Source organism: Thalassobaculum sp. OXR-137, from assembly GCF_034377285.1.
Lineage (GTDB): Bacteria > Pseudomonadota > Alphaproteobacteria > Thalassobaculales > Thalassobaculaceae > Thalassobaculum.
Map to the genome: position 1 here is coordinate 1,876,552 of NZ_CP139715.1, position 12,798 is coordinate 1,889,349.

The 12,798-nt window shown below is 68.7% G+C and carries 14 protein-coding genes; 8 read left to right on the forward strand and 6 right to left on the reverse strand.

Features of this window, described 5'->3' with window-relative positions; translation table 11 throughout:
- Positions 1–2 precede the first annotated feature (2 nt).
- From T8K17_RS08800 to T8K17_RS08810, 3 genes are read right to left on the reverse strand one after another with little or no spacing between them, the layout of a single operon-like run.
- Positions 3–752 carry an SDR family NAD(P)-dependent oxidoreductase gene (locus tag T8K17_RS08800; protein ID WP_322334129.1) on the reverse strand — a complete coding sequence of 250 codons (750 nt, stop codon included), beginning with the start codon at positions 750–752 and terminating at the stop codon, positions 3–5.
- A gap of 11 nt (positions 753–763) precedes the next feature.
- Positions 764–1,954 carry a fumarylacetoacetate hydrolase family protein gene (locus tag T8K17_RS08805; protein ID WP_322334130.1) on the reverse strand — a complete coding sequence of 397 codons (1,191 nt, stop codon included), beginning with the start codon at positions 1,952–1,954 and terminating at the stop codon, positions 764–766.
- Positions 1,955–1,971: 17 nt separating this feature from the next.
- Positions 1,972–2,817 (reverse strand): fumarylacetoacetate hydrolase family protein, encoded by an 846-nt coding sequence (locus T8K17_RS08810; protein WP_322334131.1) that lies wholly within the window; start codon positions 2,815–2,817, stop codon positions 1,972–1,974.
- Positions 2,818–2,956: 139 nt separating this feature from the next.
- Between T8K17_RS08810 and T8K17_RS08815 the strand changes: the two genes are divergently transcribed.
- Genes T8K17_RS08815 through T8K17_RS08825 form a run of 3 tightly spaced genes read left to right on the forward strand, consistent with a single transcriptional unit; the run spans position 2,957 to position 5,516 of the window.
- The gene (locus tag T8K17_RS08815; RefSeq protein ID WP_322334132.1) at positions 2,957–3,973 is read left to right on the forward strand and encodes an NADP-dependent oxidoreductase; all 1,017 of its coding nucleotides are present in this window, start codon (positions 2,957–2,959) and stop codon (positions 3,971–3,973) included.
- Positions 3,970–4,881, forward strand: a complete 912-nt coding sequence (locus T8K17_RS08820; RefSeq protein WP_322334133.1) for a 2-dehydro-3-deoxygalactonokinase — start codon at positions 3,970–3,972, stop codon at positions 4,879–4,881. The genes T8K17_RS08815 and T8K17_RS08820 overlap by 4 nt, the downstream gene beginning before the upstream one ends.
- Complete coding sequence (locus tag T8K17_RS08825; protein ID WP_322334134.1) at positions 4,878–5,516, forward strand: 2-dehydro-3-deoxy-6-phosphogalactonate aldolase; 639 nt, start codon at positions 4,878–4,880, stop codon at positions 5,514–5,516. The genes T8K17_RS08820 and T8K17_RS08825 overlap by 4 nt, the downstream gene beginning before the upstream one ends.
- Before the next feature lie 36 nt (positions 5,517–5,552).
- On the opposite strand, the gene T8K17_RS08830 is transcribed toward T8K17_RS08825, so the two are convergent.
- Entirely contained in the window at positions 5,553–6,200 is a 648-nt protein-coding gene (locus tag T8K17_RS08830) for a GNAT family N-acetyltransferase (protein ID WP_322334135.1), read from the reverse strand.
- Between the two features lie 82 nt (positions 6,201–6,282).
- Between T8K17_RS08830 and T8K17_RS08835 the strand changes: the two genes are divergently transcribed.
- From T8K17_RS08835 to T8K17_RS08850, 4 genes are all read left to right on the forward strand, one after another.
- On the forward strand, positions 6,283–7,443 hold the full coding sequence (locus T8K17_RS08835; RefSeq protein ID WP_322334136.1) for a M20 aminoacylase family protein: 1,161 nt from the start codon (positions 6,283–6,285) through the stop codon (positions 7,441–7,443).
- A gap of 14 nt (positions 7,444–7,457) precedes the next feature.
- On the forward strand, positions 7,458–8,624 hold the full coding sequence (locus T8K17_RS08840) for a M20 aminoacylase family protein (RefSeq protein WP_322334137.1): 1,167 nt from the start codon (positions 7,458–7,460) through the stop codon (positions 8,622–8,624).
- Positions 8,625–8,738: 114 nt separating this feature from the next.
- Positions 8,739–8,927: a type II toxin-antitoxin system HicA family toxin gene (locus T8K17_RS08845; RefSeq protein WP_322334138.1), complete on the forward strand. Its 189-nt coding sequence runs from the start codon at positions 8,739–8,741 to the stop codon at positions 8,925–8,927.
- A 5-nt stretch (positions 8,928–8,932) separates the two neighbouring features.
- Positions 8,933–9,319, forward strand: coding sequence for a type II toxin-antitoxin system HicB family antitoxin (locus T8K17_RS08850; RefSeq protein WP_322334139.1), 387 nt, complete (start codon positions 8,933–8,935; stop codon positions 9,317–9,319).
- An 18-nt stretch (positions 9,320–9,337) separates the two neighbouring features.
- Here the strand turns inward: T8K17_RS08850 and T8K17_RS08855 are convergent, their stop codons facing one another.
- Positions 9,338–10,576 (reverse strand): TIGR04372 family glycosyltransferase, encoded by a 1,239-nt coding sequence (locus tag T8K17_RS08855; RefSeq protein ID WP_322334140.1) that lies wholly within the window; start codon positions 10,574–10,576, stop codon positions 9,338–9,340.
- Between the two features lie 190 nt (positions 10,577–10,766).
- Here T8K17_RS08855 and T8K17_RS08860 point away from each other — a divergent pair, with 190 nt between their 5' ends.
- On the forward strand, positions 10,767–11,090 hold the full coding sequence (locus T8K17_RS08860) for a hypothetical protein (RefSeq protein WP_322334141.1): 324 nt from the start codon (positions 10,767–10,769) through the stop codon (positions 11,088–11,090).
- 30 nt (positions 11,091–11,120) lie between these two features.
- Here the strand turns inward: T8K17_RS08860 and T8K17_RS08865 are convergent, their stop codons facing one another.
- Positions 11,121–12,794 carry a hydantoinase B/oxoprolinase family protein gene (locus T8K17_RS08865; RefSeq protein WP_322334142.1) on the reverse strand — a complete coding sequence of 558 codons (1,674 nt, stop codon included), beginning with the start codon at positions 12,792–12,794 and terminating at the stop codon, positions 11,121–11,123.
- Positions 12,795–12,798 lie beyond the last annotated feature (4 nt).

Sequence of the window (12,798 nt, forward strand, 5' to 3'; positions counted from 1 at the left end):
GGTCAGTAGGTGGCGCGCCCACCGGAGCAGTCGAACACCGCGCCGGTGGAGAAGGACGCATCCTCGCTGGCCAGCCAGGCGACCAGATTGGCGATCTCCTCGACCAGCCCGAACCGGCCCATCGGGATCTTGGAGAGCATGAACTCGATGAATTCCGGGGTCATCTGGTCGAAGATGTCGGTCTTCACCGCCGCGGGCGTGATGCAGTTCACCGTGATCGGCGTGGCCGCCAGCTCCTTGCCGAGCGACTTGGTCAGGCCGATGACGCCGGCCTTCGACGCGGAATAGGCCGGCGCGTTCGGGTTGCCCTCCTTGCCGGCGATCGAGGCGATGTTGATGATCCGCCCCTTCTTCTTCGCCCGCATGTAGGGCACCACCGCCCGGTCGCACAGGAAGACGCCGGTCAGGTTGATGTCGATCACCCGGCGCCAGTCCTGGACCGGATATTCCCAGGTGGTGGTGTTCGGTCCGGTGATCCCGGCCGAGGCGACGAGGACGTCGATCCGGCCGAACTCGCGCTCGACCTCGGCCGCCGCCCGGTCGATGGCGACGTCGTCGGTCACGTCGACCGTGGCGGTGTGAACCCGGTCCTCGGGGAAGAAGCCGACCACCTCCGCCAGCTTGGCCGCATCGGCGTCCCACAGGCTGACCGAGGCACCGGCATCGGACAGCCGCTTGGCGGCGGCGAGGCCGATCCCCCGCGCCCCGCCGGTGACGATGGCGCTCTGGCCGGTGAAGTCGTAACTGACCATGGACGCCCTCCTCAGATCAGTCCGCGCTTGGCGAGGTTGCGCATGAGCGCGCCGGTCCCGAAGGTCCAGGGCGCGATCTTGTCGGACCGGCCGACCCGGTTGATCAGGGCGCCGAGTTTCGGCGTCGAGATCGAGACGATGTCGCCGTCGGCATGGGTGAAGCCCTGGCCCTTTGCGCCGCGATCCTGGGTCGGGGCGAACAGCGTGCCGGTCATCAGCACCACCCCGTCCGGATACTGGTGGGTCGCTCCGATGGTCTGGGACACCAGGTCGGCGACGTCGCGGCTGATCTTGCGCATGGAGGAATGGCCGTTCATCACGAACTGGTCCTCTCCCTCCACCCGCAGGTCGAGCTCGGCGGCGCGCACGTCGTCCAGGGTGAAGCCGTCGTCGAACAGCCGCACGAACGGGCCGACCGCGGCCGAGCCGTTGTTGTCCTTGGCCTTGCCGAGCAGCAGGGCGCTGCGGCCCTCCACGTCGCGCAGGTTGACGTCGTTGCCGAGCATGGCGCCGACGATGGTGCCGGCGGCGCTCACCACCAGGGTGATCTCCGGCTCCGGGTTGTTCCAGGTGGAGATCGGGTGCAGGCCCACATCGGCGCCAACCCCCACCGAGGACATCGGCGGCGCCTTGGTGAAGACCTCGGCATAGGGGCCGATGCCGACCTCGAGATACTGGGACCACATGCCGCGCTCGATCAGCGCGGCCTTGAGCGCCTCGGCCTCTTCGGAGCCCGGGGTGATCTTCGACAGATCGCTGCCGATCTTCTCGGCGATCTCCTGACGGATGGCGTCGGCGGCCGACGCGTCGCCCTTGGCCTTCTCCTCGATCACCCGCTCGATCATGCTCTCGGCGAAGGTGACGCCGCAGGCCTTGACCGCCTGCAGGTCGATCGGGCTCAGGAACCAGGGCTTGCCCGGATCGCGGCCGTCGACCGGCGTATTGGCCAGGATCTCGGCGACGGTGCCGACCTTCTCGCCGGCGGTCGCCCGGGCGATGGCGAGCGGGTTGTCGGCGTTCATCAGCTCCGAGCAGGTCGGAACCGTGGCGGTGATGTCGATGACGGCGTCGCCGCGCAGGACGACCAGTGCCGGTCCCCCCGCGCCATGGGCCACGTCGGGACGCCAGACGCGGCCGACCAGGACCGCGGCATCGCGGTCCTGGGGCAGCACGGCGTCGACCGTGAGGTCGAGGTTCGGCATGATCTGCGGGCTCCCGTTCAGTCGGCCACGACTTTCTGGCGCTGCTCGCCGAGACCGGCGATGCCCAGATGCATCTCGTCGCCGTCCTTCAGGAACACCGGGTTCGGCTTCACGCCCAGGCCGACGCCCGGCGGGGTGCCGGTCATGATCACGTCGCCCGGCATCAGCGAGAACATCTGGCTGCAGTAGTGGATGATGTGCGCCACCGAGAAGATCATGGTCTTGGTGTTGCCGGTCTGGAACCGCTTGCCGTTCACGTCCAGGAACATGTCCAGCGCCTGCGGGTCGGCGACCTCGTCGGCGGTGACCAGCCACGGGCCGATCGGGCCGAAGGTGTCGCAGGACTTGCCCTTGGTCCACTGACCGCCGCGCTCCGCCTGGAACTCGCGTTCCGAGACGTCGTTGGCGACGCAGTAGCCGGCGACGTAGGACAGGGCGTCGGCCTCGCTCACGTACTTCGCCTGCTTGCCGATGATCACGCCGAGCTCGACTTCCCAGTCGGACTTCTTGGAGTTGCGCGGCATGCGGACCGTGTCGTTCGGGCCCTGCACGGCGCTGGTCGCCTTCATGAAGACGATCGGCTCCTTCGGCGGCTCCGCACCGGTCTCGGCGGCATGGTCGGAATAGTTCAGGCCGATGCAGACGACCTTGCCCGGGGCGCCGACGCAGGCGCCGATGCGCGGGGTGCCAGAGACCGCCGGCAGGCTTTCGATATCGGTGCCCTTCAGCTTGTCGAGGGCGCCGGCCGCGATGGCGGCGGCGGACAGGTCGTCGATGATCCCCGACAGATCGCGGATGCCGCCCGAGGCGTCGAGCACGCCCGGCTTCTCCTGACCGCTCGGGCCGTAGCGCAGCAGCTTCATGGTGGTTTCCCCCTGGTGTTTTTCGTGAATTCACGATGTGGTTGAATCGAGGGCTTCGGCCAAGGAGCCGGCAGCGATCGAAGTGTGGAGCGCGAGCCTCGCAAGCGGTCTGAAGAGTGTCAAGCTGGGGGGAAGGGACTTGAGCGACGAGAATCGGCATGTGGTGTTGCGCGGTCGGCCCGATCCCGCGGTGCGCGCCGACCTGTTCGAAACGGTCGATGCGGAGATGCCGCGGATCGCCGATGGGCAGATGCTGATCCGGGTGATCTGGCTGTCCCTGGAGCCGGCCATGCGCGGCTGGATTGCGGACGCCCCGAACTACAGCCAGCCGGTGCCGATCGGCGCGCCGATGACCGGGTTCACGGTGGGCGAGGTGGTGGAGAGCCGGCATCCGCGCTACCCGGCGGGCACCATCGTCCAGGGCCGCCAGGGCTGGCGCCGGTTCGCGGTGTCGGACGGCAGCGACATCGACCGGGTGGTCGACCCGGCCCTGGCGCCGATCTCCACCGCCCTGCACGTGCTGGGGATGAACGGTGCCACCGCCTATGTGGGCCTGGTCGATGTCTGCCGGGTCAAGGCGGGCGACACGGTGGCGGTGACCACGGCCGCCGGCGCGGTCGGCTCGGTGGTCGGGCAGATCGCCAAGGCGCTGGGCGCGCGGGCGGTCGGCGTGACCGGCGGGCCGGAGAAGCGCCGGATCTGCCTGGAGGAGTTCGGCTTCGACGCCGCCATCGACTACAAGGCGGCCGAGGATATCGGCCCGGGCCTGGACGCCGCCACACCGGACGGGATCGACTGCTTCTTCGACAATGTCGGCGGCGCCCAGTTCGACGCGGTGCTGGATCGGATCAATGTCGGCGCCCGGATCGCCATCTGCGGCACCATCGGCATGCCGTCCTTCCCGTTGCCGGTGGGACCCCGGCCGAACCGCCAGCTCCTGGTCAAGCGGGCGCGGATGGAGGGATTCCTGATCCTCGACCATTACGACCGCTTCGCCGAGATCGTCGAGCGGCTGTCCGGCTGGTACCGCGACGGGCACCTGAAGTACCGCGAGGACGTGACCGTCGGTCTCGACACCGCGCCGGACGCTCTGGTCGCACTGCTGGCCGGCCGCAACACCGGCAAGGCCCTGGTCCGGGTGGGAGACGACCCTTGAGCGCGGAGACCGTTGCCATCGGGATCGATTGGGGGACGACCTCCTTCCGTGCCTTCCGCTTTGCCGCCGACGGCGCGGTGGAGGAGGGACGCCGCGCCCCGGCCGGCATCCTGGCCATCGACGACGGGGAGTTCGAGGACGCCCTGGAGGAACTGGTGGGCGATTGGCTCGATGCCGCCCCCACCGTCCCGGTGGTGCTGTCCGGCATGATCGGCAGCCGTCAGGGTTGGGTGGAGACGCCCTATCTGCCCTGTCCCGCCGCGGTGGACGATATCGCCGGCGCCCTGGTGCCGTTGGCGCTGGCGCGCGGGCGGGTGATTCATGTGGCGCCGGGCCTGTCCCAGCGGGCCGCCGACGGGGTGCCCGACGTCATGCGCGGCGAGGAGGTGCAGATTCTCGGCGCGGTCGACCTGCTCGGCGCCGACGCCGCCACCGTCTGCCTGCCCGGTACCCACTCGAAATGGGCGCGGGTCGAGCGGCGGCGCGTCACCGGCTTCGCCACCCATATGACCGGCGAGGTCTTCGACGTCCTGCGCCGCCATAGCATCCTGGGGCGCGGCATCGAGCATGCCGCCTGGGACGACGACGCCTTTCTCGCCGGGGTCGAGCGATCGGGGGCCGAGGGCGGGCTGCTGCACCATCTCTTCGGCGTGCGGGCCGCCGGCCTGTTCGGGGATCTGACGCCGGAGCGGTCCGGGGCGTTCCTGTCCGGACTGGTCATCGGCCACGAGATCCGCGCCGCCGCCCCGGTCGGACCCGTCCATCTGATCGGGGAGGAGGAACTGGTCCGCCTCTACATCGCCGGGCTGAAGGCGCTCGGCCATCACGGCGAGCCGGTGGCGGCCCAGGCGGCCGCCTGCGGCCTGTTCCTCATCGCCGACAGCTTGCGGAAAGGACGACATCCATGACCGGCCTCGCCCCCTACCTCCAGCGGTGCCCGCTGGTGGCGATCCTGCGCGGCGTCGAGCCGGTGGAGGTCGTCGAGATCGCGCTGGCCCTCGAGGAGAACGGGTTCTCCATCGTCGAGGTGCCGCTCAACTCTCCGCGCCCGCTGGAGAGCATCGCCCGGCTGGCCGAGACGGTCGGGGACCGGATGCTGGTGGGCGCCGGCACGGTGATCGATCCCGAGGCGGTGGACCGTGTGGTGGCGGCCGGCGGGCGGCTGATCGTCATGCCCCATGCCGATGCCGCGGTGGTCGAGCGAGCCAAGTCCCTCGGCGCCCTGGCCATCCCCGGTTTCGCCACGCCCGGCGAGGCCTTCGCCATGTTGCGGGCGGGAGCCGACGCCCTGAAGCTGTTTCCGGCAGAGGCCGCACCGCCGGCCGTGCTGAAGGCGATGCGCGCGGTCCTGCCCCTGGAGGTCGCCGTGCTTCCCGTCGGCGGTATCACGCCGGAGACGATGGCCGGTTATGTCGCGGCGGGGGCCAACGGCTTCGGGCTGGGATCGGCGCTGTACAGGCCGGGCGACACGGTGGAGAGCGTTTCCCGCAAGGCCAAAGCCTTTCGCGATGCCTGGGTCACTCTCCCCTCGCGCTCGGCATAAGCCCCTGGTCGCGCTGATCGCGCCGATTGTCGGGCGCTATGATCCTGGCGCCCACGATCCTGAACCATGATCCTGAAGATCGTGCCCGATCATGCCGACATGCTCGCCCTGACCGACTGACTGCTCCCCGCGGTTGGCGGCCCAGGCCTCGGCGGTGATCGCGAAGCCGAGCACCGAGAAGCCGTTGAAGCTCCGCGGGCCCGATGCGGCGAAGCCGGTCGCGTCCAGCACCCGGATCGAGGCGCGGTTCTGCGGCATGACGAAGCCGACGACCCGCCGCAGCAGCACGGTCTCGAAGGCGAAACCCAGCACCGCGCGCACCGCCTCGCGCGCATAGCCCCGGCCCCAGGCCCGCCGCTCGAAGGCGTAGAGCACCTCCACGTCGGACGAGCGGCCCAGCCGGGTCAGCCCGGCCTGGCCGATGAAGCGGCCGGTGGCGCGTTCCTCAACCGCCCAGACCCCGAACCCGGCGGTCCAGGCCTCGCGGAACCCGGCGATCCGGCTCTCGGCGATCTGCGCGGCGAAGGGGATCAGCGCCTCGCCGCCCACCAGATAGCGCACCACATCCGGGTCGGAGCGCAGCGCCGTGTAGGCGGGCCGGTCGGCGTCGCTGAAGCCGCGCAGCCGCAGCCGCCCGGTCTCGAGCACCGGCGTGGGGGAATTCCTGCGAAGGGCGGCAGCCATCGGGGCGACCTCTCTTGCATGCATGGGGATGGGGCTCGATACTCGCGAACCTCTTTCCGATCAACCGGAGCAATTTTCCGACATGGCGATCATCAACCGCATCGCGGATTTTCATAGCGAGATGACCGAGTGGCGCCGCGATTTCCACACCCATCCGGAACTCGGGTTCCAGGAGCAGCGCACCAGCGAGATCGTGGCCGCCAAGCTGGCCGAGTGGGGCATCGAGGTGCACAAGGGGATCGGCAAGACCGGCGTCGTGGGCGTGCTCAAGGCGGGCAATGGCGACCGGCGCATCGGCCTGCGCGCCGACATGGACGCGCTGCCGATCACCGAGCGCACCGGCAAGGACTACGCCTCGGAGATCGCCGGCGTCATGCATGCCTGCGGCCATGACGGCCACACCACCATGCTGCTGGGTGCCGCCAAGTATCTGGCCGAGACCAGGAACTTCGACGGCACGGTGCATTTCATCTTCCAGCCGGCCGAGGAAGGTCTTGGCGGTGCCTACGGCATGCTGGAGGACGGGCTGTTCAAGCGCTTTCCCTGCGACCGGGTCTACGGCATGCACAACATGCCGAACATTCCGGTCGGCGAGTTCTCGATCCGCACCGGCCCGATCATGGCCGCCGGCGACACCTTCGAGATCACCATCCAGGGCCGCGGCGCCCATGCCGCCATGCCGCACCAGGGCATCGACCCGGTGGTGGTCGGCTCCAACCTGATCATCGCGCTGCAGACCCTGGTCAGCCGTACCGTCAGCGCCCAGGACGCGCTGGTCGTCTCGGTCACCGAGTTCCATGCCGGCGAGGCGTTCAACGTGATCCCGGACAGCGTCGTGCTGCGCGGCACCTGCCGGACCCTGAACATGGAGATCCACGGCGCCCTGGAGGAGCGGTTCCGCCGGGTGGTCGACGGCATCTGCGCCGCCCACGGGGCGTCGGCGGAGATCGACTACAAGGCGATCTTCCCGGTGACGGTGAACGCCGAGGACGCCACCCAGCACGCGCTGAGTGCGGCCCGCGCGGTCGCCGGCGAGACCCGGGTGAAGGACGAGATGACCCCGCTCATGGGCTCGGAGGATTTCGCCGCCATGATGGTGGCGGTTCCCGGCTCCTACATCCTCATGGGCAACGGCCCTGGCGCCTCGGTCCATCACCCGGAATACGACTTCAACGACGAGGCGCTCACCCACGGCGCCAGCTACTGGTCGACCCTGGTCGAACAGCAGCTCGCCAAGGCCTGAGCGGAGGAAGAACCATGCCCATCGTCAACCGTATCGCCGAATTCCACGACGAGATGACCGCGTGGCGGCAGGACCTCCACACCCATCCGGAACTGGGCTTCGAGGAGCACCGCACCAGCGATGTGGTCGCGGCGAAGCTGGAGTCCTTCGGCATCGAGGTGCATCGCGGCCTGGCCGGCACCGGCGTGGTCGGCGTGCTGAAGTCCGGCAGCTCGGGGCGCACCATCGGTCTGCGCGCCGACATGGACGCCCTGCCGATCCTGGAGCGCGGCGAGGACGACCGGCCGCACCGCTCGGTCAATGCCGGCGTCATGCATGCCTGCGGCCATGACGGCCACACCACCATGCTGCTGGGGGCGGCCAAGTATCTGGCGGAGACCAAGAACTTCGACGGCACCGTGCATTTCATCTTCCAACCCGCCGAAGAAGGCAAAGGCGGCGGCGACAAGATGGTGCAGGAGGGGCTGTTCGATCAGTTCCCCTGCGAGACCGTCTTCGGCATGCACAACATCCCCGGCATTCCGGTCGGCAGCTTCGCCGTCTCGCCGGGGCCGATGATGGCGGCGCGCGACAATTTCGAGATCACCATCAAGGGCAAGGGCTCTCATGGCGCGATGCCGCATCACGGCATCGACCCGGTGCTGGTCGGCGCCCATATGGTGATGGCGCTGCAGTCCATCACCTCGCGCAACCTGAGCCCGCAGAAGGCGCTGGTCCTCTCGGTGACCCAGTTCCATGCGGGTCACGCCTTCAACGTGGTGCCCGACGACATGGTGCTGCGCGGCACCTGCCGGGTGTTCGACCCCGAGGTCCAGAACAGCCTGCCGGAGCGGATCACCCGGATCATGGAGGGAGTCTGCGCCACCTTCGGGGCGAGCGCCGAGTTGAACTACATGAAGGGCTATCCGGCCACCATCAACGACCCGGACCAGGCGGAGATCGCCGCCGTGATTGCCGGCCGCGTGGCGGGCGACGAGCGGGTCGACCGCAACCCGACGCCGATGATGGGGGCGGAGGATTTCTCCTACATGCTGAACCAGCGGCCGGGGGCCTATATCTGGGCGGGCAACGGCGACACCGCCGGCGTCCACCACCCGGACTATGACTTCAACGACGCCGGCCTGCCCCACGGGGCGAGCTTCTGGGCGCAGCTGGTGGAGGACCGCCTGAAGCGGGCTTGATCCGGCCCACCCCCTGCCGACTTCCTGGACGGGTCGCCGGGCCCGATCCAGGACCGGGCAGCCGTCGTTCCGCAGGAACCTTGAGTTTCATGTATCGTGTGTATATTTATACACATGAAAAGCGCGGACGTGATCACGCGACTTGAAGCGGATGGATGGCGGCAGGTCCGGGTGAGCGGCAGCCACCATCACTTCAAACATCCCACGAAGCCGGGCCTCGTGACTGTCCCCCATCCGAAACGCGATCTGCCGGTCGGCACGCTTCGGAGTATCGAGAAACAGGCCGGCGTGAGCCTGAGGTGACGACGATGGTCTATTACGTGGGCATCATCCATCGCGACGAAGGCACCGATTACGGCATTTCCTTCCCCGACTTTCCCGGCTGCGTTTCCGCCGGCGAGACGGTCGAGGCGTTGAAGGCCAATGCCGAGGAGGCTCTGGCCGGGCACATCCAGATCCTGGCGGAGGATGGGGCGAGCATCCCGTCTCCGTCCTCCATCGACACCGTGATGGCCGATCCGGACTTCTCCGACGGAATGCCGGTTCTGGTGGCGGCTCCCGACATCCGGGACGAGACGATCCGGATCAACCTGACCATGCGGCGCTCGGTGCTGGCGTCAATCGACCGGAACGCGGCGATGCACGGGCTCAGCCGCTCCGCGTATCTTGCCAAGGTCGGTGTCGGGTCTTCTTAGTACGCCCTCCCTCTCCCCTCACTCCAGGAACCCATCCAGATCCAGCGTTCCGCGCGCCACCCAGCCGAACGGGTGGCCGTAGCCGTAGAAATCCAGGGTCTCCGACACGAAGCGCGGCTCCTGCCGGATCGCCGCCTCGTAGGCGGCACCCAGCGCGCGGAACCGCTCGTGCGTCGCCATGTCCGGCACCCACTTTCCGTTCAGCTTGTCGAGGAACTCAGCGGTGGCGGCATCGACCTCCTCGGGGGTGTTCTGCACCAGTTCCACGCCCAGCGCCTCGAAATCGGCATCCCGGAACACCCCGGGCAGCCGGGCGTCGAGGATTTCTCGGTATGTGAGAAACCGATCCTCGCCGACGCGGCGGTAGCGTTTGAACAGGGAAAGGTCGTCGTTAAAGGGCAGATTCAGGTGCTCGAACGGGGTGTTGGTGCGCAGGGACGGATTGCCGAACGCCGCCGCCACCCAGATCGGTCCGGAATTCTGCGCCGACATGAAGCGGCACACCGCGCAGGCATACAGGTCGATCCAGCGCTCGCCGGGAAAGGCGTCGGGCAGGCTGAGATAGCCGTCGGGGGCCGTCTCCCACGTCTCCAGCCCGGGCTCGCCGATCCGCAGAACCTGATAGCCCGCGTCCAGAATCCGCCGGAGGGAGGCATCGTAGCTGCCGATCGACGCGGTGCGGTGTCCGTGATGGGCCTCGTCCGGCAGATAGGCCATGGTCCGTGTGTGGAACAGGGCCAGCGGCGCGTCCGGGTCAATGCCGCGTTCGGCAAGGCGTGCGGCGCCGCGCTCGCGCAGCCCGTCCGGCAGGGTGTAGAGGGCAGGCCGGGTGCCGGCGACCACGGCGCGCCAGCACTCCACGATCAGCGTGCGCGCCGACATCGCCAGCCAGTGCAGGTGCTTCATGTCGATCAGCCCGCCATCGACGGCGCCGAGCGCCAGCACGTCGCGGAAATCGGTCTCGACCAGCACGAAGCGGTCGTCCAGGCACTCCGCCAGCGCCCGGTTGGAGCCGGGCAGGTCGAGATTGCCGGTGACGATCACGATCCGGCGGTATCGGTCGCCATAGAGGGTGGCGAGCATCTGCGGCTCGATCACCAGATGGCCGAAGCGCCGCCACTGGTGCAGCACGTAGACCAGCACCGGCTCGCCCGGTGTGAGGTGCGGGATCACCAGCGAGAGCAGCCGGTTCAGCGTCTTCTGCGTGACCTGTCGCTCCGGCCGCGATTCGGTGGGCGGAGTCCCCGGTTGCTGCATGACACGCTCCGCTCCAGTGACGCTGTGAGGGACGCAGTACACCAGATTCGGGCTCATCCTGTCACATCGCGATGCCGTGCCGACATCGCACACACCCGCCCATGGAATCCGCTACCCCGCCGCGCGGACTTGTCATACCGTCGCGCGGGATCGGCCCGCCGTGTGGCGGCGCTGCTGAGAGGATAAGACCATGCGCAAATACCTTGCCGTCGCGGCTGTCATGACCTGTGCGTTCGCCGCCCCCGCGGCGGCCGAGGATCTCGAGTTCCTTCTGGTGAACAACTCGAGCAGCACCCTGACCGGCTTCTATGCGTCGGCGGCCAGTTCCGAGCACTGGGAAGAGAACCTGCTGGAGGGCCGCATCCTGGCGAGCGGCTATGAGGTCACCGTAACCATCGCCGACGGCCTGACCACCTGCATCTACGACCTGCGCGGCGTGTTCCAAGACGGCGACGTGCTGGAGGACCTGGCGCTCGACCTGTGCGAATTGGGCGAATACACCTTCACCGATTAGGATATGGGCGGGCGTCCGCCCGCTCCATTCTCAGCTCGGATAATACCCTCGCACCCGATCCCGCTCGACCAGGGCGGGATCGCGCTTTGCGGGGTCGCCGTAGCCGCCGCCGCCGGGGGTCTGCACGGTGATGGCGTCGCCTTCCGCGATGGCGATGCCCTGTTCCTTCGACAGGTGCAGCGGCGTGTAGCTCTCGCCGCCGCGCTCCACCAGCACCGTGTTCGGCGCGCCGTCGGCGCCGCCCAGCGCGCCCTGGGGGCCGACCCGGCCGTGATCCATCACGAAGCTGGCCCGCGCGTTGCCTCGGCGCAGCCGCACCTTGTAGCGCACGCCGAAGCCGCCGCGATGCTCGCCCGCCCCGCCGGAGCCTTCGCGCAGCGCGTATTCCTCGTACAGGATCGGATAGCGCTGCTCGACCACCTCGATGGGCGTGGTCTTGGAGATGCCGATGGTGGAGCAGCCGTTGGAGATCCCGTCGCCGCCGGCATGGCCGCCATAGCCGCCGCCGGAGATCAGGTAGCAGACATAGCCGCGCCCCGTCTTCGGATCGGTGCCGCCCAGCGAGAAGTTGCCGCTGGTCCCGGCGGGGGCGGCGAACAGATGGTCCGGCACCGCCCGGGTCATGGCGGCGAACACCGCCTCGGCGATGCGCTGGCTCACCTCCGCGGCACAGCCGGAGACCGGGCGCGGGTACTTGGCGTAGAGGAAGGTGCCGTCCGGGTCGGCGATGCGCAGCGGCTCGAAGGTGCCGGCGTTGATCGCCACGTCGGGATAGATGTGCTTCATCGCCAGATAGACCGAGGAGCGGGTCGTGGCGATCACGCTGTTCATCGGCCCCTGGCAGGGCGGCGACGAGCGGGAGAAGTCGAAATGCGCCTCCTCGCCCCGGATCGTCAGGGTTAGCGCGATGGTCAGCGGTTCGTTCACCACCCCGTCACTGTCCACGATGGCGGTGCTCTCATAGACCCCGTCCGGCACCGCGGCGATCTTGGCGCGCATCTGCTGGGCGGCGCGGACCCGCATCTCGGCGATGGCCCGGTCGACGGTGTCGGCGCCGTAGCGGTCGAGCAGCAGGGCCAGCCGCCGCTCGCCCACGGTCAGCGCGGCGGCCTGGGCCTTGATGTCGCCGATGCGCTGGTCGGCGATGCGGATGTTGGAGTTGATGATCGACAGGATCTCCTCGTCGATCACCCCGGCCTTGTAGAGCTTCACCGGCGGCAGGCGCAGGCCTTCCTGTTCCACCTCGGTGGCGCTGGCGGAGAAGCCGCCGGGCACCGCACCGCCGGTATCGGGCCAGTGGCCGGTATTGGCCAGCCAGCAGAACAGATCGCCCTTGTAAAAGAACGGCTTGACGAACTTCACGTCCATCAGGTGGGTGCCGCCCAGATACGGGTCGTTGACGATGTAGACGTCACCCGGCTGCAGGGTGCGGGCGCGCTCGATCACCGTGGCGCAGCAATCCTGCATGGTGCCGACGAAGACCGGCAGCCCATCCTCTCCCTGAGCGATGAGGGCGCCGTCGTCGCGGTGGTAGATGCCGTCGGAGCGGTCGTGGGTCTCGCTGATCACCGGCGAGAAGGCGGCGCGCGAGAAGGCCAGGTCCATCTCGTTGCAGACCTGCTGGAGACCGTTCTGGATGACCGTCAGCGTGATCGGGTCGATCGCGGGATGCGGATCGCGGGAGAGGGCGGCTGGTCCGGTCATCGGC